The organism is Pseudomonas viridiflava, assembly GCF_900602065.1.
Taxonomy (GTDB): domain Bacteria; phylum Pseudomonadota; class Gammaproteobacteria; order Pseudomonadales; family Pseudomonadaceae; genus Aquipseudomonas.
Map to the genome: position 1 here is coordinate 383797 of NZ_UWFN01000310.1, position 21519 is coordinate 405315.

General features: G+C 57.2%; 19 protein-coding genes. 8 read left to right on the forward strand and 11 right to left on the reverse strand.

Annotated features, from left to right (window positions below; genetic code table 11):
• The first annotated feature begins 176 nt into the window (after window positions 1-176).
• Window positions 177-1466 carry an MSMEG_0569 family flavin-dependent oxidoreductase gene (locus EE949_RS24220; protein ID WP_122666594.1) on the forward strand — a complete coding sequence of 430 codons (1290 nt, stop codon included), beginning with the start codon at window positions 177-179 and terminating at the stop codon, window positions 1464-1466.
• A 315-nt stretch (window positions 1467-1781) separates the two neighbouring features.
• Here EE949_RS24220 and EE949_RS24225 read toward each other — a convergent pair whose 3' ends face one another.
• The gene (locus tag EE949_RS24225; RefSeq protein WP_430735896.1) at window positions 1782-2783 is read right to left on the reverse strand and encodes a DUF4917 family protein; all 1002 of its coding nucleotides are present in this window, start codon (window positions 2781-2783) and stop codon (window positions 1782-1784) included.
• 171 nt (window positions 2784-2954) lie between these two features.
• On the opposite strand from EE949_RS24225, the gene EE949_RS24230 reads away from it, so the two are divergent.
• From EE949_RS24230 to EE949_RS24240, 3 genes are all read left to right on the forward strand, one after another.
• Entirely contained in the window at window positions 2955-3686 is a 732-nt protein-coding gene (locus EE949_RS24230; RefSeq protein WP_162873881.1) for a GntR family transcriptional regulator, read from the forward strand.
• Window positions 3687-3900: 214 nt separating this feature from the next.
• Window positions 3901-5190: an MFS transporter gene (locus EE949_RS24235; protein WP_122666596.1), complete on the forward strand. Its 1290-nt coding sequence runs from the start codon at window positions 3901-3903 to the stop codon at window positions 5188-5190.
• A 70-nt stretch (window positions 5191-5260) separates the two neighbouring features.
• On the forward strand, window positions 5261-6100 hold the full coding sequence (locus tag EE949_RS24240) for an amidohydrolase family protein (RefSeq protein WP_122666597.1): 840 nt from the start codon (window positions 5261-5263) through the stop codon (window positions 6098-6100).
• 177 nt (window positions 6101-6277) lie between these two features.
• On the opposite strand, the gene EE949_RS24245 is transcribed toward EE949_RS24240, so the two are convergent.
• The 3 genes from EE949_RS24245 to EE949_RS24255 all read right to left on the reverse strand — a co-directional run bounded on the left by EE949_RS24245 (window position 6278) and on the right by EE949_RS24255 (window position 9513).
• Window positions 6278-7669 (reverse strand): sensor histidine kinase, encoded by a 1392-nt coding sequence (locus EE949_RS24245; RefSeq protein WP_122666598.1) that lies wholly within the window; start codon window positions 7667-7669, stop codon window positions 6278-6280.
• Window positions 7647-8330, reverse strand: coding sequence for a response regulator transcription factor (locus tag EE949_RS24250; protein ID WP_122666599.1), 684 nt, complete (start codon window positions 8328-8330; stop codon window positions 7647-7649). Before EE949_RS24250 ends, EE949_RS24245 begins: the two co-directional genes overlap by 23 nt.
• Before the next feature lie 256 nt (window positions 8331-8586).
• Window positions 8587-9513, reverse strand: coding sequence for a formate/nitrite transporter family protein (locus EE949_RS24255; RefSeq protein ID WP_122666600.1), 927 nt, complete (start codon window positions 9511-9513; stop codon window positions 8587-8589).
• Window positions 9514-9654: 141 nt separating this feature from the next.
• Here EE949_RS24255 and EE949_RS24260 point away from each other — a divergent pair, with 141 nt between their 5' ends.
• Both EE949_RS24260 and EE949_RS24265 read left to right on the forward strand, forming a co-directional pair.
• Complete coding sequence (locus EE949_RS24260; protein ID WP_122666601.1) at window positions 9655-10140, forward strand: GNAT family N-acetyltransferase; 486 nt, start codon at window positions 9655-9657, stop codon at window positions 10138-10140.
• Window positions 10141-10195: 55 nt separating this feature from the next.
• A complete protein-coding gene (locus EE949_RS24265) occupies window positions 10196-11965 on the forward strand; it encodes a S8/S53 family peptidase (RefSeq protein WP_122666602.1) in 1770 nt (589 codons plus the stop codon).
• Between the two features lie 100 nt (window positions 11966-12065).
• On the opposite strand, the gene pncA is transcribed toward EE949_RS24265, so the two are convergent.
• The 5 genes from pncA to EE949_RS24290 form a co-directional block, all read right to left on the reverse strand.
• Complete coding sequence (gene pncA / locus EE949_RS24270; RefSeq protein ID WP_122666603.1) at window positions 12066-12707, reverse strand: bifunctional nicotinamidase/pyrazinamidase; 642 nt, start codon at window positions 12705-12707, stop codon at window positions 12066-12068.
• Window positions 12708-12791: 84 nt separating this feature from the next.
• Window positions 12792-13748 (reverse strand): D-2-hydroxyacid dehydrogenase family protein, encoded by a 957-nt coding sequence (locus EE949_RS24275; RefSeq protein ID WP_122666604.1) that lies wholly within the window; start codon window positions 13746-13748, stop codon window positions 12792-12794.
• A gap of 63 nt (window positions 13749-13811) precedes the next feature.
• Window positions 13812-14465, reverse strand: a complete 654-nt coding sequence (locus EE949_RS24280) for a DUF1345 domain-containing protein (RefSeq protein WP_122666605.1) — start codon at window positions 14463-14465, stop codon at window positions 13812-13814.
• Between the two features lie 164 nt (window positions 14466-14629).
• Window positions 14630-15970, reverse strand: a complete 1341-nt coding sequence (gene gudD, locus EE949_RS24285) for a glucarate dehydratase (RefSeq protein ID WP_122666606.1) — start codon at window positions 15968-15970, stop codon at window positions 14630-14632.
• Between the two features lie 34 nt (window positions 15971-16004).
• Window positions 16005-17354, reverse strand: coding sequence for an MFS transporter (locus tag EE949_RS24290; protein WP_122666607.1), 1350 nt, complete (start codon window positions 17352-17354; stop codon window positions 16005-16007).
• A 462-nt stretch (window positions 17355-17816) separates the two neighbouring features.
• Between EE949_RS24290 and EE949_RS24295 the strand changes: the two genes are divergently transcribed.
• Window positions 17817-18527, forward strand: coding sequence for a FadR/GntR family transcriptional regulator (locus EE949_RS24295; RefSeq protein ID WP_122666608.1), 711 nt, complete (start codon window positions 17817-17819; stop codon window positions 18525-18527).
• A gap of 106 nt (window positions 18528-18633) precedes the next feature.
• Here EE949_RS24295 and EE949_RS24300 read toward each other — a convergent pair whose 3' ends face one another.
• Entirely contained in the window at window positions 18634-19797 is a 1164-nt protein-coding gene (locus tag EE949_RS24300) for an alpha/beta hydrolase (RefSeq protein WP_122666645.1), read from the reverse strand.
• A 235-nt stretch (window positions 19798-20032) separates the two neighbouring features.
• Here EE949_RS24300 and EE949_RS24305 point away from each other — a divergent pair, with 235 nt between their 5' ends.
• The gene (locus EE949_RS24305; protein WP_122666609.1) at window positions 20033-20704 is read left to right on the forward strand and encodes a hypothetical protein; all 672 of its coding nucleotides are present in this window, start codon (window positions 20033-20035) and stop codon (window positions 20702-20704) included.
• Between the two features lie 49 nt (window positions 20705-20753).
• On the opposite strand, the gene EE949_RS24310 is transcribed toward EE949_RS24305, so the two are convergent.
• Window positions 20754-21482 (reverse strand): hypothetical protein, encoded by a 729-nt coding sequence (locus EE949_RS24310; protein ID WP_431194226.1) that lies wholly within the window; start codon window positions 21480-21482, stop codon window positions 20754-20756.
• Between the last annotated feature and the right edge of the window lie 37 nt (window positions 21483-21519).

The window sequence follows — 21519 nt, forward strand, 5'->3', positions numbered from 1 at the left end:
GGGAGCGAAGTCATTCGCGAAGGGGCCGTTCAAGCCAACGTCACCTTTGCTGATTTACCGGAGTTTTCAAATGCCCAACCCTCTCCCACAGGAAAACGCGTTCACCCGTGGGAGCGAATTCATTCGTGAAGGGCCATTCAAGCCACCTACACCTTTGTTGATTCAATGGAGCCCCCATGCCCAACCCTCTCACTTCAATCAAACCACCTCATCACAGTGTGATCATTGTCGGCGGCGGTCAGGCCGGGTTGTCTGCCAGCCATTATCTGCAGGCTCACGGCATCGATCATCTCGTGCTGGAAAAGCACAGCCTGACCCACACCTGGCGAACCCAGCGCTGGGATGCGTTCAGCCTGGTAACCCCCAACTGGCAGTGCGCGTTGCCGGGGTATCGCTACAGCGTGGAGCATCAGGGCAAAGACCCCCACGGTTTCATGACCAAGGACCAAATCAACCAGTATCTGGCGGGCTTTGTCGCGTCGGTCAATGCGCCTGCGCTCGAAGGCGTGGTGGTGCAGCGTGTGCTGCCACGCGCTGTCGGTGGCTTTGAGGTGCACACCTCCAAAGGCGAGTTCACGGCTGATCAGGTGATTGTCGCGTCGGGCGGTTATCACACGCCGATCATCCCGCGCCTGGCCGAGCGTGTGTCGGCGCACATCACCCAGATCCACTCTGAGCAATACCGCAACGCTCAGTCCTTACCCGAGGGTAATGTGCTGGTCGTTGGTTCAGGGCAGAGCGGGGCGCAGATTGCCGAAGATTTGCATCTGTCCGGGCGCAAGGTCTATCTGGCGGTCGGCGACGCACCGCGTTGCGCGCGTTTCTATCGTGGCAAGGACGTGGTCGACTGGCTAGCCGAAATGGGCTACTACGACATCGGCGTCGACACACATCCGCTGCGTGAAGGCGTGCGCGATAACACCAACCACTACGTCACCGGGCGTGACGGTGGCCGGGATATCGACCTGCGTCGCTTTGCTGCTGAAGGTATGGAATTGTTCGGTCGTCTTGAAGGCTTGCGGAACGGCACGCTGACCTTTACCAACAACCTCAGGCAAAGTCTCGACAGCGCTGATGCGGTCTACAACCGGATCAATGGCTCCATTGATAAATACATTCTGGAACAGGGCATAGACGCTCCGCCCGGTGAGGTTTACGTGCCGCAGTGGACGCCGGAACAGGAGCGTATCGAACTTGATCTGGACGCGGCAGGCATCACCAGTATCGTCTGGTGTATCGGCTTTACACCGGACTTCAGCTGGGTCGAAGCACCCGTGTTCAACGGTCGCGGTCATCCGGGACACAAGCGGGGTATCACCGCACAGCCGGGCCTGTATTTCCTCGGCTTGCCATGGCTGTACAGCTGGGGCTCCGGCAGGTTTTCAGGCGTGGCGCGGGATGCCGAGTATCTGGTCGCGCATATCGCTGAAGCGTTGGCGCCTGTGCGGCGAGTGGGGGCGGGGTAGGCGTTTGTCTATGCGCGGTGCTCCTAACACCACACCGTGGTGGTCTGAGCACATGATCCATGTGGGAGCGGTGCTTGGTCTTGGCGGCATTCCGACGATAAAGGCGACGCGGTTTGAAGGATAAACCGCGGTGTTCTTATCGCGGGCAAGCACCGCTCCCACATAAAAACCTAATTTATTCAGTGAGTTATATTTTTTTGATAGGAGCGGTGCTTGGTCTGGGAGGCATTCCGACGATAAGAACAACTCGGTCTATCCTGAATCGCGTCAAGCCTTCGAGGGCAAGCACCGCTCCCACAGGAGTAAGCTTTACAGTTAGGCCTTCACCAACGAATCCGCGCTCCCCAACGGATGGCTCTTCGCATCAAAAAAACTCAGCTCGATGTCCAGATCGCCGAACAACTCTTTGTAATGGCGCTTCTGGAATTCGATGAACGCATCGCTGCGCGGCAGCACGGAGATCGCGATGCGCTTCGGTCGGGCCTGACGAATCGCGGCGACGATGTGTGCATCCTGCTTGCCCAGCGCATGGCCGAAGATGCACAACGCATCACTGTGCTGCGCCAGTTGCCCGTGACAGAACGACAGGTAATCCGAAGTGCGGATGAGCTTCATCTTCTCGGCGCTGGTGCCTTCACTGATGAACAGCGGTACATCGTCCAGTGCATTGATGGCGAAGCTGCCCAGCAACGAGCTTTCCGAGGACAGCAGCTTGCGCACCGAGCCGTCCAGATTCTTCACCAGATGCATGCCGCCATGCAGATACAGGATCCGGGTCGCGTTAGCCTGGGTTGCATGCAGATTGAACGTCGCGTCGTCGTTGAACAGATCGTCGAAGTGTTCCGGCGCATGCATCACCGCCCAATAGGCCAGCAGGTCGTAGTTGCTCGAGTAGACGCTGGCATAGCGCTGCAACTCGGTGTTGATCCGCACGAGGGTATCGGCTTCGATCATCTTCCACGGGATGTGCACCGAGCGGATCGCATGGATCAGCGCTTCCTTGATGGCGAAGTACCGGTTGCGCGGTGACGACGAACTGATGGTCAGTGCAGCATTGACCCGCATGGCTGATTTCAGTGCCGCCAGTACGGGCTCGAAGTTATGAGTGTCCATGGCGCTGAACACCGCCAGTTCGGTCCGGCTCATGGGGTTGCTGCGGGTGGTTTGCGAAAGGTCGAACAGCGAGTCGTAGGCGAAGTTTTTCCAGACAGCCAGACTGGCACCATTGCCCATCAACAACCCCCATTCTTCATCGTGGGCAGTTCGCAGTGCATTCCAGTCAGCCAGTCCAGCGTCAATTTCCGTCAATTGCATCATCTCGCTTCACTTCTGATTCAGGGATCGCCCTCAACGACGGGCGTCTTGGGCTGAAACCTGGCCATCTTATAGAACGGAGCGAAAAAATGTGACCGGGTTGCTCTTGACGACCTTTTGTATCAAGACAATACTTCGCTGCACATTCATATAGATGACTAGATAAATAAAAATATGAACAGATTATCCAGTGATGAGCGTCTACCCCTTTATCAACGTCTGCGTGATCAGTTAGCCGAGCAGATTGCCAACAATCGCTGGCGGCCGGGCGAGGCGATTCCTACCGAAGCAGCACTCTCCAGCGAGTATTGCCTGTCCACCGGCACGGTGCGCAAAGCCATCGACATGCTGGTTGCCGACAACATTCTTGAGCGGCAGCAGGGGCGCGGAACGTTTATCCGTCGCCCGCAGTTCGAGTCTTCGCTATTCCGCTTCTTTCGTTTTCAGTCCGCTGCTGGCGCACGCCAGGTTCCGGAAAGCCGAATTCTTTCGATTGAACCAATGACCGCGCCTTCAGCTGTTAGCCAGGCCCTCGGTTTGATTTCAGACGCTCCCGTGATCCGCATGGTCCGTCTGCGCTTGCTCGATGCGCAGCCAATGCTCGCGGAAGAAATCTGGCTGCCTCGGGTTCAGTTCCAGGCATTGCTGGATAACGACCTGCAACGCCAGGGACCGTTGCTTTACCCGATTTACGAAGCGCTATGTGGCCAGGTGGTCGCTTACGCCGAAGAGACCCTGACAGCCGAGGCCGTCAGTGAAGTGCATGCGCGTCTGTTGCAGATTCCAGCCAACAGCCCGGTCGTGGTGATTGAGCGTCTGGCGCGCAATTACGCGGGCGAACCTCTTGAATGGCGCCGTTCGCGTGGGCACGCCAGTCATTTTCGTTACAGCGTGGAAATCCGCTGAGGCTGATGCTTCGGCTCTTTCACTGATTCACTTTTATCAAACGATCGCAACGGCCTGGATTGGAACAGGGTGCACAGGTGGGAGCGAATTCATTCGCGAAAGGGCATTTACATCCGACGCAAACCCGTCGGCTGGAATATCGATTCGCGAGAGAACCTGCTCCCACATGGCCTCTGTCAGGGGCTCCGGGTAACTTTATATAAGGACAAAAACCATGTTCAGTTGGTATCGCCAAGTCACTCCTCGGGAGCGCAAAACGTTTTGGGCGTGTTTCGGCGGCTGGTCGCTGGATGCGCTGGAAGTGCAGATGTTCGGCCTGGCGATTCCGGCGCTGATTGCCGCTTTCGCCCTGACCAAGGGCGATGCCGGTTTGATCAGCGGCGTGACGCTGGTGACCTCGGCGCTGGGCGGCTGGGTCGGCGGTACGCTGTCTGATCGCTATGGCCGGGTACGCACCTTGCAGTGGATGATCCTCTGGTTCTCGTTCTTCACTTTTCTCTCGGCGTTCGTCACCGGCTTCAACCAGCTACTGATCGTCAAGGCCCTGCAAGGCTTCGGTATCGGTGGTGAGTGGGCGGCCGGTGCCGTGTTGATGGCTGAAACCATCCAGTCCAAATATCGCGGCAAGGTGATGGGCACCGTTCAGAGCGCCTGGGCGGTTGGCTGGGGCCTGGCGGTGCTGGTCTTTACCCTGATCTATTCGTTGGTGCCGCAGGATATTGCCTGGCGGGCGATGTTCCTTGTCGGTCTGTTGCCATCGCTGCTGATCATCTGGGTACGCCGCAATGTTGAAGAGCCGGACAGCTTCCAGCGTCAGCAAAAAGACAAGACCACGCCGAAAAGCTTCTTCAAGTCCATGGCGGGTATTTTTCGCCCTGAATTGCTGCGTGTAACCCTGCTCGGCGGCATCCTGGGTCTGGGGGCTCACGGCGGTTACCACGCGGTGATGACCTGGTTGCCAACGTTCCTGAAAACCGAGCGCAATCTCTCGGTATTGAACTCTGGCGGCTACCTGGCGGTGATCATTGTCGCTTTCTGGTGTGGCTGTGTGGCCAGCGGCTTCCTGATCGACCGCATCGGTCGTCGCATGAACATTTTGCTGTTCGCCATCTGCTGCGTGGTCACTGTGCAGTGCTATGTATTCCTGCCCCTGACCAATACCCAGATGCTGTTTCTCGGCTTCCCGCTGGGTTTCTTTGCCGCCGGTATTCCAGCCAGCCTCGGTTCGTTCTTCAACGAGCTTTACCCGGCGGATGTGCGCGGAGCAGGGGTGGGCTTCTGCTACAACTTCGGCCGCGTGCTGTCCGCTGTATTCCCGTTCATGGTCGGTCACATGAGTGAATCCATGTCGTTGGGCTCGGCCATTGGTATCGATGCCGGTATCGCCTACGGCGTGGCAGTGATTGCCGCACTTTGCCTGCCTGAAACCCGTGGTCGCAGCCTGGAAGCGACCGCGCCTGAAACTGAAACAACTCAAGGACGTGAAGCCCCACAGCAAGCCTGACGTGCCGTCTGGGTTGCAGTAGATCCACGCGCGGTGCGTTTGCACCGCGCTTCCTTGATAGATGAGTTCCATGCCTGAGTCCCGTACTTCCCCAATCATCGGTATCGATGGCCATGCCCATGTGTTCAGCAGTGATCTGAGCCTGACGGCGGGCCGCCGTTACACCCCTGACTATGACGCGACGCTCGATGCCTACTTGCGGCAGCTACGCGAGAACGGTCTGAGCCATGGCGTCCTGGTGCAACCAAGCTTTCTGGGTAGCGACAATCAATACCTGCTGGACGCGCTGGCCAAGGCTCCAGAGCAACTGCGCGGTGTGGCCGTGGTCGATGCCGACATCAGCCGTGACGAACTGCGGCACATGGACGAGCAGGGCATTGTCGGGATTCGCTTGAACCTGATGGGCAAGCCTTTGCCGGACTTTACCGAGCCCGGCTGGAAACGGCTTCTCGATGAGGTTTCGGCGCTGGGCTGGCACGTGGAGTTGCATCGCGGGGTAGAAGATATTCCAACCCTGATTCGCGGTCTTATGCCGTTTGGTTGCAAGATCGTGGTCGACCACTTTGGCCGTCCGGACGCGCCGCTCGGGGTTGATCATCCGGCGTTTCAAGCGTTGCTGGAATGCGGTTTGAGCGGTCGGGTATGGGTCAAGGTTTCAGCGATTTACCGCCTGGGCGGCAGTTCTGCACAAAATGCTGAATTCGCCCGCGCGGCCTTGCCGCTGCTGCTGACATGCTTTGGTTCGAACCGTCTGGTCTGGGGCAGCGACTGGCCGCATACGCAGCATGAGCGTGAGGTTGATTTCGCTCATGTGATAAAGCAGCTACAGGGTCTGCAATGCTCGGACCCCGTGCGCCACGCGTTGCTGGTCGATGCGCCGCAGGTATTGTTTGGTTTTGCGGTGCCTTGAAATACCATGGGACCTGTGGGACCGGATTCATCCGGGAAGAGGCCAGTAGATCCGCCACATCGTCGGCGTCTGGAGTGCCGCCTTCCCGGATGAATCCGGTCCCACAGGTACTGCGTAGATTCAGATAATTTAGGGGTGTTTGCTCAGTTCCTGTTTGTCAGGTCATTAGCCGTGCGGTTAAACCAACGCCACTGTCTGCCGACACTCCAGGCTCAATCTCGCGCCACCCAGCGGGCTGGTGCCGATATGCAGGGTGAAGCCGTGCAGATTGACGATCGCAGCAACAATCGATAATCCCAGACCAAAGCCGTGTTTCTGAGTACTGCCTTCGCTGCGATAGAAGCGCTGAAACACCGCCTGGCGTTCGGCTTCGGGAATGCCGGGACCTGAGTCCTGGACTTCAAGACACGTGCTGTCGCCGTCGGCGCGGGCACTCAGGATCACGCTGCCATTGGGCGGGGTGAACTTGATCGAGTTGCTGAGCAGATTGGCCAGCGCTTCGAAGAGCAAGGCGCGGTCGCCGAGTAGCTGTGGCAGCGGATCCTCTACGCGCAGGTAAAGGCTGACGCCGCCTTCTTCTGCCAGGGGCAGGTAGAAATCATGGACTTCTTGCAACAACGCGCCGGGGTCGATCTCGATGAATGCCGAGCGTCGCTGGTGATCTTCGATTTCAGAGATACGCAGCAAACCGCGAAAGCGCGCCATCAAGGTGTCCGCTTCGGCGATCACCTGATCCATTTGCGTGGCGACCAGCGAGTCTTCCGGTGATTGCTGCTGAATGCGGTACAACTGTGCCCGAAGGCGAGTCAGCGGTGTACGCAAGTCGTGGGCAATGTTGTCACAGACACCCTTGACCTCGTTCATCAGCTTTTCGATGCGATCAAGCATGGCGTTGACGATGACTGCCAGCATGTCCAGTTCGTCGCGCCGTGCTGACACCGGCAAACGGCGCCCGAGGTCGCCGGCGACAATCGCTTCGGCGCTGGCCTGGATACCACGAATGCGTTGCAACGGTCGGCGGCTCAGCAGATGCCAGCCAGCGATGCCTGGAATAATCGTCAGCGACAGCCCCCACAGCAGGGCGCGCAAGATCAGGGTAGTCACCGCAAACAAGGAGCCGTTGTCACGCACCAGTACCAGCCAGTGACCGTCACGCGTCTGGCTGGCCACTGCATCGCAGGTGTCCTGCGGCATGTGCGGGTCTTCAGAGTCGACGCAGTTGCTGAGCTGATGAATTTTACCGTCCAGCGGCAGGCTTGGCGGGACCGTCTTGATCGGGCCGTTGAGCGGGCGTAGCTCTGCATCGAACAAGCCGTAGGCGTCTACGGCGCGCATGTCAAAGGTCATGCTGGAGGTCAACGCCTCGATCAGTTGTTCACCTTCGAACCTGGCGAACAACTGCTGGCGTTGCATGAGGGAGTGACGGGCAAGGTTTTCCAGGTAGCTGCTGACTTCCCAGTACACCACGCCGATCAGGGTGCAGCTCCAGGCCACAAACAGAAAGCTGTAAAGCGCCAGCAAGCGGCTGCTGGAAGATCGCCAGCCTTTAGACGGGTTCAGCAATGACATAACCCGAGCCTCGTACGGTTCGAATCAGTGGAGTCATGCCGGGCGGATCGATTTTTTTGCGCAGGCGGCCGATGTGCACATCGATGAGGTTGGTCCCGGGATCGAAGTGATAGCCCCAGACTTCTTCGAAAATCATCATGCGCGTGATGATCTGCCCGCTGTTACGCATCAGGAATTCCAGCAGTTTGTATTCCGTGGGCAGCAAGCTCAACGGGTGCTGGCCACGGCTGGCTTCACGCTTGATCAGATTCAGTTCCAGGTCGGCGACTTGCAGAATGGTTTCTGCCGCCGCCACCGGATTGCGCCGGCGCAGCAGGACTTCAACACGCGCAGCCATTTCGTCGGAGGCAAACGGTTTGGCCAGGTAGTCATCGCCACCGGCACGCAGGCCACGGACGCGTTCGTCGACATCGGAGAGGGCGCTGATCATCAGGATCGGAGTAAAGATACCTTGTGCCCGCAAGGTCGTGACAATCGCCAGGCCGTCTACTTCGGGCAACATACGATCCAGGGTGATCAGATCGTAATCACCGCTTACTGCTCGGGCGAGGCCTTCGCGACCGTTATCCACCCAGTCTACTTCGAGGCCATGGTTGCTCAACTCGGCGACGATTTCCCGGGCGGTCACGGCGTCGTCTTCGATGGTCAGAATTCGGGTCATCTTGCCTGCCTGAAGGGGTTACAGCCAAAAAGCTATTCTGGCTCATCTAACCTGAACAGATTCTGAAAGAATTTTCATCTGGTACAGGTTTTGGTATGGAATACCGCTCCCACAGACTGACGCTAGTCTCAAGCTCAATGGCGGCCCGGTGGGACCGAATTCATTCGGGAAGGCGGTATTTCAGGCGATACTTTGGTTGCGGATGTACCTGCACCTTCGCGAATGAATTCGCTCCCACAAGGGAGAGCATTCGAGTTCAAGTCGTTTTTTCGACGGCAGCAGCCTGTTCTTCTTCCTTCAAACGCTTCTTCTCTTCAATCTTCTTCAACCGGTCCCGTTCCAGTTTGGCCGTGGTGTCTTTCTCGCTCCGGATCTGCGCATGGCTGAGGATTGCAAAAATGAAGCTGCCGCCGATAATGTTGCCGCCCAGTGTCGGTGCTGCGAACACCAGCCAGAAGTCACTCCAGGACAGTTCACCTGCAAACACCAGATAAGAAACTTCCGCCGAACCGACCACGATGTGGGTGAAATCGCCCAGTGCCATCAGGTAAGTGATCAGCACGATGATCCAGATCTTGGCGGCTTCCATGGAAGCAATCATCCAGACCATGGTGGCGATCATCCAGCCAGACACAATGCCTTTGGAAAACATATGGGTAACGTCGTTTTCCATGACCTTACGGCCGATTTCGAGGAAGGCGTGATCAGTCTTGCTGTCGAAAATAGGCAAATGCAACATCACATAAGCCACCAGCAACGTGCCGCACAAATTGCCGAATAGCACCACACCCCACAAACGAAATAACCGACCCAGGTTGCTCAGGGTCGGCTGGCTCATGACCGGCAGTACCGCGGTCAGAGTATTTTCGGTGAACAGCTGCTGGCGGGCGAGGATGACTGCGAGAAAGCCGGCGGAGTAACCCAGGCTGGCGATCACATGGCTGGATTCGATATCCGGGAGGCGGGATTTGAACAATCCCATGGCCATCAGCGACAGGCCCATGGTCAAACCTGCGGCCAGCGCGGACCACCACAACGCGGCGACGCTACGCTCCAGTTCGTGATCGCCCTGAATGCGGATGGTCTCGTGCAGCACCGCCGGTCGCGGTGGCTGATTCTCGTCGACTTCCCGTACCTCTTCTGCGGACAACCCGGGTGTTCTGCCTTCTGCTTTATCGTCCATACAACATCCTTAAAATGCGAGTGAAGGCGTAGGTGTTTAAATGCTGCGCCGGGCTGATGGTTGAGACACAATCCACCGCTGGTCGTTCGCCATTGAACCCATCTGATTGATTAATAAAAGCCAGTCTTCAAGGAGATAACCGTGACATTGCAGATACGTGAAGCCACCCGCGCGGATGCCCAGGTAATTCTGGGCTTCATTACCGAGTTGGCTATCTATGAAAAGGCCGAACATGAGGTCCTGGCTGACGTTGCGGATATTGAGCGGAGCCTGTTTGACGAAACATCCCCCGCCCGGGCCCTGATCTGCCTGCTGGACGATCAGCCGATAGGTTTCGCGGTTTATTTCCTCAGTTACTCCACCTGGCTGGGCCGCAAGGGGCTGTATCTTGAGGACCTGTTCGTTTCGCAGGTTCATCGCGGTGTGGGGGCTGGCAAACACCTGTTGCGCCATCTCGCAAAAATCGCCCATGACAGTGGTTGCGGACGTTTCGAGTGGAGCGTGCTGGACTGGAATCAGCCTGCGATCGATTTCTACAAGTCCATTGGTGCCGAGCCGCAAGACGAGTGGGTGCGGTATCGAATGGAAGGAGACAGCCTCAAGAACTTCGCTCTGGGTGGGGCCTGAACCCTGACGTGACGTAGCAGTCAGACTGCTAACGTCACATCCTCAGGTATGTTTAATGCTAAGCCGTACGCTGTTCCCCGTGTTCATGGCCGCTCTGGCGGGTGTTTCGTCGGTGCAGGCTGATCAGGCCTTGCGGGTCGAGCGCCTGCAACGCTGCGACGATTTGCTCGGGCGTGAGCAGCAGACATTCTGTATCGGTGTGCAAGGGCTCAAGCCTGGGGATGTGCAGCTCAAACTGGATGGCAAAGCGCTGCCCGCGCAGTTGTTCGAACGCGACGGCGAGCGGCTCAAATTACGCCTGACCGCTGCCGACTGGCGCAGCGGGCCGTTGTGGCTGGAGCAGGGCGGACAGAGCAGCAATGCGGTCTGGCTGAGCATGGCGGGCAGTCATGTACTGGCTGCAACGCCTCAGCAGGTGGCGAAGAATATGGATGGCCTGACCAGCTATGTGGACCTGGTCAGCGTCATCATCGAGGAGAAATTCCCGGCCGCAAAAGAAGCCGAGCGCATCGCAAACAAATTCGGTGCCACGGTGGTTGGCTCGATTGCGCCACTCAATACTTACCAGTTGCGCCTGCCGGTCACTGATCTGGTGCAGCGCGACGCCATGGTTTTGCGCATTGGCAGTGAAGTCAGTGTCGACGCGGTGGTGGTTGAAGAGTCCGCTGCCGAGTCTCCGGAAGCCGAAGCCGCACCCAGCGATGGCAAGCAAGCCAAACCTACTCAGGATCAGTGGGCTGCCAACCGGTTCATGGACGCAGTCAACTATTACCAACGCAGGATTCCCGCTGTCACCTCGCCGATCAAGCCGGTGCCGATCCGCATCGGCGTCATTGAACGTGAGGTGGACTTCGATGCCCCTGACTTTGCCGACTACCTGGGCGACTGCAAATCAGGCAAACCACGTACCTGTCTGTATGCCCGCGATGCCGGCAAGCCTGACGGGCATGGCTCCACCGTGGCAGGAATTCTGGCGGCGGATACCGGCAAAGGTGGCAATACCGGCTTCCTCCGAGCGCTGGACGGCGTCAGCAACGGCTTTGAGGTGATTGTTGAGCGAAACTCTGACGCGGGCATTACCGCCAATGTCGCGGCTTCGGTGAACCTCGTGGAAGACGGAGCAAGGGTGATCAACTGGAGTTGGGGCCTGCACAGGGTCGGCGCGAAAAATGTTCAAGGCGATGAGGTGGATTCGCTGATTCGTTCCGGCATCGCCATGTCAGGTTACGAGGAATTGCTGGAGGAGTTTTTCCTCTGGTTGCGGCAAAAACACCCTGATGTGGTGGTGATCAATTCGGCCGGTAACGGTTCTTCGTTCTCCGGCACGGATGAGTATCGACTGCCTTCGTCGTTCATCACTGATCAATTACTGGTGGTAGGCGGGCATCAACGCAGCAAGGATGATGATTTGCCTATCGATGATCCGGCCTACGTCGAGAAGCGCGAATCATCCAACGTCGATAGCCGCGTCGATATCATGGCTGCGGCTTGCACACGCGCATCGACTCTGACTTCTGGCGAGCAAGGCGCAGTGCATTGCGGGACGTCCTACGCCACACCGATGGTCACCGGGATTGTCGCGGCCATGCTGTCCATCAATCCGAAGTTGACGCCCGAGCAGCTGCGTATGCTGCTACGACGCAGCGCCATGCCCATTGGCGGCAACTTTGACTTCGAAGCGATGGACGCTGATGACCTGACGGCGCCGATTCTACCGTCGGAGCGTAACTATCAGATGGATGATAAAAACGTCGGTCGTTCAGCACGTCTGGACATGCAGAAGGCGCTGGATCTGTCGGTGAAGAGCCTCAGCCGGGAGCGTTGAGATCCTGTGGCAACAGCTGATCTCCGTAGGAGCCATCGGAGGTCACGACGGTCGCGATACGGTGTGTCAGGCAGACGTTGTTCTCCCGACACAGCCGTCTTTACGACTTCAGTAATTCACTGCTTTGAATGCGCGTCACCCCGGCCGCTGACATGTCCTGCCAGGCCTTGCCTAACGATCCATTCATGTCGATGGCGCGGCAGGCATCTTCGACGACCAGCGTAGTGAAACCCGCAGCCCTGGCGTCCAGTGCCGACCACGCGACGCAGAAGTCCAACGCCAGGCCAACCACGAACACATTCTGCACGCCGCGCTCTTTCAGGTAGCTGGCCAGGCCTGTGGGTGTCTGGCGATCGGCTTCGAGAAACGCCGAGTAGCTGTCGATGTGCGAATTGCAGCCCTTGCGCAGAATCAGTTGCGCATGGGGCAGGTCCAGTTCGCTGTGCAACTGCGCGCCATGGCTGCCCTGAATGCAGTGATCCGGCCAGAGCGTCTGTGGGCCGTAGGGCAGGATGGTGACCTCGAACGGAATACGCCCGGAGTGGCTGGACGCGAAGGAAATGTGCCCCGCCGGATGCCAGTCCTGAGTAATGACGACAGCGCTGAATTGCTCGCCAAGCCGGTTGATCAGCGGCACCAGCGCATCGCCCTCGGCCACCGCTAAAGCACCGCCTGGCATGAAGTCATATTGCATGTCGATGACCAGCAGCACGCTGTCGAGGCCGAATGCGTTTGGGGTCATGGTGTTGCTCCTGAAACTTCTCGGTTTATTTCTGTAGATGCAGAACCTTGTGGGAGCGGCATTTCAGCAGGGCTCGGCTCAGCTTTAACCAAACACCCGAATCGGCGCCCCGGCATGCCAGGCCTGAATGTCTTCAATCATCTGGCTGAAGAACATCCGGTAGTTATTTTCCGTGACATAGCCCACATGAGGCGTGGCGAGCAGGTTGTCCAGTGTACGGAATGGATGCTCGACAGGCAGCGGCTCGACAGCGAAAACGTCGAGTGCAGCCCCGGCAATACGTCGTTCTTGCAGGGTTTCGATCAGCGCGGCTTCATCGACGATGGGGCCGCGAGAGGTATTGATCAGGTAAGACGTCGGCTTCATCCAGCTCAATGCTTGCGCGTCTACCAGGCCGCGGCTGCGCTCGCTTAGCACCAGGTGGATGGAAAGAATGTCCGCCTGCTCAAACAGTTCCTGCTTGCTGACATAAGTTACGCCAGACTCAGCAGCCGCTTCAGCCGTGAGGTTTTCACTCCAGGCAATGACTTTCATGCCGAACGCCAGACCGTAGCGAGCGATCCATTTACCGATACTGCCCAGGCCGAGAATACCCAGGGTCTTGCCGTGCAAGTCACTGCCAATGCCGATCTGCCATTGGCCGCTGCGCAGCGAATTGGCTTCATCCACCAGATTGCGTGTTACGCCCATGATCAGCGCCCAGGTCAACTCGGGTGCGGCATGCTTGTAGCTTTCGGTACCGCACACCTGAATACCTGCTTTCCCGGCGGCTTTGACGTCGATCGCGGCGTTGCGCATGCCGCCAGTCACCAGCAACTTCAGGTTGGGTAGCCGAGCCAGCAGCGCCTCGTCAAATACTGTGCGCTCACGCATGACGCAAATGACATTGAAGTCTTGCAAACGCGCAGCCATGGTGGCGGTGTCGGCAGGGTAATCGTGAAGAAAACTGACTTCGCCAATGCTGTTCAATACAGACCAGTCCACCACTTCGCTGGCCACGGATTGCCAGTCATCAAGCACCGCAATTCTCGCTCGGGTCATCTCAGATTCGCCTTTATCCACGTTTTTCAGGGTTGTGCCGCCACATTAGCGCCAGATTGCTGCTTAGCCAAACAGCCCGGCGGCAAGATTGATCGAAAAACCAAGGATTGCCGTATTGAAGATAAAGCCGATCAGGCTCTGGGCCAGGACAATCTTGCGCAGGCCCGGTGTGGCAACGCCAACATCCGAGGTCTGAACGGCAACGCTGAGCGTGAAGGAGAAATACAGAAAGTCCCAGTAATCCGGATGTTTCTCGCCGTCGGCAAAGCGCAAAGCAGGCTCCTTGCCTGTCCAGGTATAGAAGAGACGGGCGTAATGCAGGCTGAAGATTACTCCGGTCATCAGCCAGGAGCCTACTACGGTCAGTGCTGTGAATGCGTAGTGCAGAGCGCGGTCATTGCTGGTCATTTCCCGGCTGCCGGACAGTTCCAGCGTGATCGCCGCGAGGCTGGCCAGTGCCGCAACGCAAACGGTGACGAGTACCAGCCCGGCATTTTCATCTTCGATCATGGAAATACGTTCGGCATCTGCCGCGGTGGTGCGAAAAGTGCGTATCAGAATCAGCAGCAGATAAATCCAGACACCAACGTTCCAGGCGATCAGGCATTTGCTGGTGATGGATATCTGCGGAGCGATGATGGCTGCGGCGAAACCGCTGGCAAGGCCCAGTGCGGTGGCGATGCTCAAACGTGGGTGGGTATGAGCGATATGGGACATGGCGGGACTTCATTGCAAAGGATTCACAAACCTTAGCATGCGTCTCTGTCGCGCCATAAAAAACGACGCGCAAGGGGGTTGCGCGCCGCATGCCAGGCTTGGCAAGTATGGTTAAGGTCAGCGGTGTCGTGGGACCGGCTTTGGGCGGTCCCACCACACTGAATTCAACGCACCAGGCAAGGCTGCTTGTTGTTGAACTTCCAGTCCGGAATCAGGAACTGCATGGCGACACCATCATCACGGGCACCCAGGCCCATGCCTTTGTACAGCTCGTGCGCCTTGTGCACCTGGTCCATATCCAACTCTACCCCCAGGCCCGGTTTCTTCGGAACCTGCACGTTACCACCGACGATTTGCAGCGGCTCACGGGTCAGGCGCTGGCCGTCCTGCCAGATCCAGTGGGTATCAATGGCGGTGATATCGCCCGGCGCAGCAGCCGCTACATGGGTGAACATCGCCAGGGAAATATCGAAGTGGTTGTTGGAGTGCGAGCCCCAGGTGAGGCCCCATTCGTTGCACATTTGTGCCACCCGCACCGAGCCCTGCATGGTCCAGAAGTGCGGGTCGGCCAATGGAATATCCACGGATTGCAGTTGAATGGCGTGGCCCATCTCACGCCAGTCGGTGGCGATCATGTTGGTCGCGGTTTTCAGGCCGGTAGCACGGCGGAACTCAGCCATGACTTCACGCCCGGAAAAGCCGTTTTCCGCGCCGCAAGGGTCTTCGGCGTAAGCGAGCACATGATGCTGATCGCGGCACAGACGAATCGCCTCTTTCAGTGACCAGGCGCCGTTTGGATCCAGCGTGATCCGGGCCTCCGGAAAGCGTTCGGCCAGCGCTGTGACCGCCTCGATTTCTGCATCACCGCTGAGTACGCCGCCCTTGAGTTTGAAGTCCTGGAAGCCGTAACGGGCCTGAGCGGCCTCAGCCAGACGTACCACCGCCTCAGGGGTAAGCGCTTCCTCATGGCGGACGCGGAACCAGTCGTTATCGGCATCCGGTTCCTTGCGGTAGGCCAGATCGGTCTTCCCCTGGTCGCCGACATAGAACAGGTAACCCAGCATTTTCACTTCATCACGCTGCTGGCCTTCACCGAGCAGGGCTGCGACGGGCACGTCCAGATGCTGACCCAACAAGTCCAGCAGGGCCGCTTCCAGGGCGGTCACTGCGTGGATGGTGATGCGCAGGTCGAAGGTCTGCAGGCCGCGACCGCCGGAGTCGCGTTCGGCGAAAGTTTTGCGCACGTCGTTGAGGATCTTCTGGTAGGTGCCAATCGAACTGCCCACCACCAGTTGGCGAGCGTCTTCCAGCGTCTGGCGGATGCGCTCGCCACCCGGGACTTCGCCGACGCCGGTGTGTCCGGCGTTGTCTTGCAGGATGACGATGTTGCGAGTGAAGTAAGGGCCGTGCGCGCCGCTGAGGTTCAGCAACATGTCATCGTGGCCGGCGACCGGTACGACCTGCATGCTGGTAATAACGGGTGCTTTGCTCAGGTTCTGATTCATTGTCATAGGTCCTTTTAATAGTCGTAGCGAGCGATCAAGAGTGGGCAGCCGTGGGTGCGGTCGGCTCTGCCGGGATCTTGCCGGGCTTCGGGGTGTTGCGTGCAGCGAATACGATGATGGCAGCAATGATTGAGGTTGCGGTCAGTCCATAAAGCCCACCCTGAATCGAGCCGGTGTGCTGCTCCAGCAAGCCGAACGTCGTAGGCGCAACGAAACCGCCGAGGTTACCCACCGAGTTGATCAGCGCGATCACGGCTGCAGCGATCCGGGCATCCAGATACGCCTGGGGAATCGGCCAGAACAGCGAAGATGCCGACTTGAAGCCTAGTGCAGCGAAGCAGATGGCGACAAAGGCGAAGACCGGACTGCCGGTGGTGGACATGAACATCCCGGCAGCTGCAATCAGCAATGCGGCGGCGACCCATGCCTGCTGGCGCTTCCACTTGGCGGACATGGCGGCGAAAGCGTACATGCCGACAATCGACAGCAACCACGGAATCGAGTTGAACAGTCCGACCTGGATGTCGCTGAGGTCACCCATCTTCTTGATGATGCTCGGCAGCCAGAAGGTGGCGGCATAAATCGTCAATTGGATAAAGAAGTAGATCAGACAGAACAGAATGATCTGGCGATCCTTGAGCAGTTTGCCGATCGACGCTTTGACCGGGTTGGCGGCTTCACGGACGCGTTGCTCTTCATCAATGGCATTGACCAGCGCGTCCTGTTCTTCACGGGTGAGCCATTTGGCATCGTGAGGCTTGGAGTCGAGCCAGAACCAGACGAAGGCGCACAGGCAGACGGAAAACATGCCTTCGATGAAGTACATCCACTGCCAGCCTTTCATGCCGAACCCGGTGATCTGCAGAAGCAGGCCAGAGAGTGGTCCGGAGATCAGCGAGGCAATCGCAGAGCCGCTGAGGAAGATTGCGATGGCTTTACCGCGCTCAACCCCTGGCAGCCAGCGGGTGAAGTAATAGATCACGCCCGGGAAAAAGCCGGCTTCGGCAACGCCCAGCAGAAAACGCAGGATGTAGAAGTGGGTCTCGTTCTGGATGAAGGCCATGCAGGTGGCAACGACGCCCCAGGTGAACATGATGCGTGTCAGCCAGATACGGGCGCCGACCTTTTGCAGGAGCATGTTGGAGGGAACTTCGAAGAGGGCATAACCGATAAAAAACAGGCCGGCACCAAAGCCGTAGGCGGCTGCGCCAATGCCCAGATCTTGTTCCATGTGCGATCGCACGAAGCCGATGTTTACCCGATCAATGTAGTTGACGATAAACATGATGACGAACAAAGGCAGGATGTGGCGTTTGACCTTGGAAACAGCTGAAACCAATGTCGAATCTACCCCATCACCCGCCTGGGTGTTGGACGTGTTCACAGATGAATCTCCCACTCGTTATTTTTATGCGGGTCAGGACAAGCTGCGGGCTTGTGTCGGTAGACATCATACAAGTAGATCGTGGCGGCGCAAGAGGGCAAATCAAGATTTCTTGCAGAGGGTTAGCGAAACCAGTTGTGTCTTATTGCATTGCACAACGGCATGGACAAGTTGATATAGTTTATAAAAAACTATTTAAAACAATTACATATAGATTAAGTGACTATATTTTCGGGCTGTGACTTGCTGCAGTCTTTTTTATCAGGATTCGTCTAAACCCGTTGTTTATGGCCTCTGCGGCCAACAAGCAACAGTTTCGGTTTTGCGGTGTTGTCATACAAGTTAGACAAGTTGTGGGAGCTTGCTTGTATGACAAGTCGCGTGGTGGCGATGCTATGATCGCGCTCAACAGGTGGGCGGCTGGCGCTCACGCGTACTCAATGTTGTTCAGGACCTGTCTCCATGCAGCAGCCCATACCTCAGCCTTCCAAGCGTCGACCCCACAGTCTGGCTACCGATCTGGTGACCGAACTGAGCCAGCGGATTCTGCTGGGCAAGATCCCGCCGGGGCAGAAGCTGCCTTCCGAAAACGAGATCGTTCGCGAGCATGGCGTCAGCCGTACGGTGGTGCGCGAGGCGATCTCGAAATTGCAGGCCTCCGGCCTTGTGGAAACTCACCATGGCGTCGGCACATTCGTCCTTGAACGTACTGACAAGACCGGGTTGCACCTCAAGGTCGAGACTGTTGCCGGGGTTCGAGACATCATTGAATTGCGCATCGGCCTCGAAACTCAGGCGGTCGCGCTGGCAGCGATGCGCCGTACTGACGCGCAACTGGCTGCCATGCGTCAGGCGCTGGATGACTATCAGGATTTGCTGGCCAAGGAAGACAGCTGCGTTGAGGCTGATCGGCGTTTTCACATGCTCATAGCCGAAGCCACAGGTAATCCGTATTACACGGAAATCATGCAGCACCTGGGCAGCGCGATCATTCCTCGCAGTCGGATTGCCGCGAGCGAGCGCGTCGGTGCCAACCTTGCCCATCATGGTTATCTGGCGAATCTTGAGCACGAAGCGTTGCTCGCTGCGATCCGCCGCCAGGACCCCGATGCCGCGCGCGCGGCGATGTGGACGCATTTGAGCAACAGCCGTGAACGGCTGGCGCCGGACTAGCATTTCCGGCCGCGATGCATTGCTGTAGGAGCTGCCGCAGGCTGCGAAGCTTTTTCCTGACGTACCGCGATTTCAGCCTGCGGCAACTCCTACAAAAAACCATGCATTACCTGGAAAGCGCCTGCGCATCCTCCAGCACTTCCATCATCACCGTCGACTGCCAATCGAAATAAGGATTGAAGGTCAGGCGCGCATGGACCTTATCCGTCTCGCGGTAGCCCCAATCCGAGTACCACGTCTGCTCGCCTGCCAGGCACTTTTGCATGTCCGGCGTTTCCTGGCCGTTCCAGCAGATGCGTTGTGTGCCGTCCACGCCGTACAGCGGGTTATCCGGGGAGAACAGCAGGCCCATATGTGAAAACTGGCTGATTCGGTATTCGGGAAGATAATCCTTGCGCACCAATACTCTGGGCGTCTTTGCCGAGTCGGCCGGACTGTCGCCGTACCAGACCAGGCGACTGGCCGGGTTGCTGAAGCGCCGATTGAAGTTGTCCAGCACGTAGTGAGTGTCCAGCACCGAGTCGTGTTGGGTAATGGCGATAAACACCGGCTTGTCGTAACTGCGTTCGCTCAGCCGGTCTTGTGCCAGCACGCTGCTGCGGTAGAACTGCGCAAAGCCGTTAGTGGGGACGTTCAGGTAGCGGACCGGCGTTTGCAGCGGACGCAATGGATCTTTGGGGCTGGCCAGCCACGGGCGCGCCCAGGCAATCCACTGCGTTGCCCACGCATAAGCACTGTCGGAACGAAAGGCAGGAGAAAACAGTACCAGCCCGGCAATCTCGTCGTGGTCATACGCGTAATCGAGCACCAGGTTTGCACCCGTCGAGAAACCACCGAGATAAACCTTGGGCACCTCGCGGCTGAGCGTTTGCGCCTGCTCGCGAACCACCTCCTGCCATTGCGCCAGCGTAACGTCCAGCATGTCGGATGGCTGTGTTCCGTGACCGGGCAGCAGCACCGTGCGGACCAGAAAACCCTCTGCAGCAAGCTTTGCGCCAATGTCATGAAATGACCAAGGCGAGTCGCCCAAGCCGTGAACCAACAGAATGCCGCCTTTCGCCGGACCTGACGGTCGCCATTCCTGCGGAGCGTTCCACTGCAACTCGTTGGCATGATCGCTGGTCTGGAAGCTTCGGTGCTGCTGGATCCACTGCAGCGTCAGTTGTCGATAGGCGTCAAAGCTTTGCGTGGGCTGATCACCGCTGGCTGAAGCACAGGCCTGAAGGGTAAGGAGGGCGGGGAGCAGGCATACGATTCGGTGCTTGGCCAAGATCCGGGATTCTCTGTAGCGAGTGATTGCGAGATGAGCTGCACTTTGCCACGAGCAACGCATTGGCTGCCAGCCTTTGGCGGGTCGTCATCCTGCGAGGTGGGGCAAACGTTTTGTTGCAACTGGGACCTCCATCACATTCAGGCGCTCATCGGAAATTTCCTACTGGGTTATCAGGCCAAGGTTTTCCAGGTGCGGCCGTTATTGGATATGACGCCAAGTGGAGGGCAACGTAGTGAATACTAACGGAATCGAAAATGGGCTTAGTTGCTTACAGCAACTGAGTCTGATACGCAGCCAAGTGGCGAGCCCGTCCGGTAAGAATGCCGAGGTGGAGGAAGTCATTGATTCAGCAGCAATTGAACCAAAGGCGAAGCCGTTTTATGAATACCAAGAAGAACCATGGCTAACAGATCCCGGCTTTGAACAGGTCTCAAATCGATATTGTTATGTATTTCACAAAGAAATATCGGTCAGGCTTGAGCTTGGTTTGGCAAAATTGGACCACGATAGATTCATGAAGGAACTGGCCGACACCCATCCGAAGATCGCGAGCAAAAACTTTGGATATACCTTGGACAGAGACGCTGATATAAAAATAATCGATTATGATTCGAGCCTCACAGACAATGACCAGCAAGTAGTTGTTGACCTGATGAGCAGACGTGACGGATTTAAAGCCGCGCTGCAGTCGGTAGCCAGAGGGATGATGACGCTCGTCGATCATGATAGAGATCGTGAGATCTTTGGCAGTCGATACAACCTGGATATTGATGATTTTCAGTTTGTCATCGACTTTCAAAAGATTTTTAATGTTCCTCTTGATAAGGTGGGTGAGGAATGGATTTTGCAAATTCAGCGGAATGCTGAACGGCGAGACTCTTCAGATATTTCGGTAGAGGCATAAAAAAGCCCGTCTGGCGACATCCTGCCAGACGGGCATGGTGTTGGCTTTCTTAATTGCGCGGGCGTACCGTTTGTATTAGTCGCTGCGTGCAGATATGCCCTAAGGTAAACGTATGAGGTGCGTTTACTGTATTTCCGGCAGAATTATTTCCGATCGCATAAACAGCTACCTTGTAATAACTACGCCATGTATTGAATCCTAGATGTTTGTCAACGAAATCTAATGCTTCCGTTCCGCCGTCGCATCGGCCGAGCTCCACTTTTCGAGAGGCCAGGCCGTTAGTATCACTGGTTAGAAGAAGCTGAGCAGTCGCATTATCCTCCTTGTACTTCAGAACAAATAGTGCCACGCCGCCCTCAAGTGGAGCACCTTTAGTATCCGTAAACTTAACCTCAAGAAGCGCCTCCTTGTAAACCTGAGTAGCCAGCCATCCTGGCTCCGAATACCCGCTAGGAATTCTGATCACCCCCGGTTCGTCATGCAGATCGTATTTTTTGAGAACCGGATACGATCCAAAATTCAGTGAGTAGGGAATACTCGTTCCATGCTGCTGATTGCCAGGTGTCACGCGGATGATAAGCTCGGCGCCGGGCTCGAGATTTGAAAATACTTTGCTCGGCAAATTATGTGCCACCCAGTTACCGTTCTCGTAGTACTCAACCTTCCAGGCTTGTGTGGTTGGATTGCCGCCAGGAAACATGAGGATCACGTCTTGCCCGCGCTGCGAAACAAATCCGTAATAGTGGACCGGGTACCTGCTGGTCAGCGCGTCATTCAAGCTGTGCAGTTTATCTTCAAGGACGGAAAATTTCGGC

Bases quoted from the DNA above. Each gene is read 5' to 3' on its own strand.
- EE949_RS24220 (WP_122666594.1), top strand. From the start codon at position 177: ATGCCCAACCCTCTCACTTCAATCAAACCACCTCATCACAGTGTGATC.
- EE949_RS24225 (WP_430735896.1), bottom strand. From the start codon at position 2,783: ATGATGCAATTGACGGAAATTGACGCTGGACTGGCTGACTGGAATGCA.
- EE949_RS24230 (WP_162873881.1), top strand. From the start codon at position 2,955: ATGAACAGATTATCCAGTGATGAGCGTCTACCCCTTTATCAACGTCTG.
- EE949_RS24235 (WP_122666596.1), top strand. From the start codon at position 3,901: ATGTTCAGTTGGTATCGCCAAGTCACTCCTCGGGAGCGCAAAACGTTT.
- EE949_RS24240 (WP_122666597.1), top strand. From the start codon at position 5,261: ATGCCTGAGTCCCGTACTTCCCCAATCATCGGTATCGATGGCCATGCC.
- EE949_RS24245 (WP_122666598.1), bottom strand. From the start codon at position 7,669: ATGTCATTGCTGAACCCGTCTAAAGGCTGGCGATCTTCCAGCAGCCGC.
- EE949_RS24250 (WP_122666599.1), bottom strand. From the start codon at position 8,330: ATGACCCGAATTCTGACCATCGAAGACGACGCCGTGACCGCCCGGGAA.
- EE949_RS24255 (WP_122666600.1), bottom strand. From the start codon at position 9,513: ATGGACGATAAAGCAGAAGGCAGAACACCCGGGTTGTCCGCAGAAGAG.
- EE949_RS24265 (WP_122666602.1), top strand. From the start codon at position 10,196: ATGCTAAGCCGTACGCTGTTCCCCGTGTTCATGGCCGCTCTGGCGGGT.
- pncA (WP_122666603.1), bottom strand. From the start codon at position 12,707: ATGACCCCAAACGCATTCGGCCTCGACAGCGTGCTGCTGGTCATCGAC.
- EE949_RS24275 (WP_122666604.1), bottom strand. From the start codon at position 13,748: ATGACCCGAGCGAGAATTGCGGTGCTTGATGACTGGCAATCCGTGGCC.
- EE949_RS24280 (WP_122666605.1), bottom strand. From the start codon at position 14,465: ATGTCCCATATCGCTCATACCCACCCACGTTTGAGCATCGCCACCGCA.
- gudD (WP_122666606.1), bottom strand. From the start codon at position 15,970: ATGAATCAGAACCTGAGCAAAGCACCCGTTATTACCAGCATGCAGGTC.
- EE949_RS24295 (WP_122666608.1), top strand. From the start codon at position 17,817: ATGCAGCAGCCCATACCTCAGCCTTCCAAGCGTCGACCCCACAGTCTG.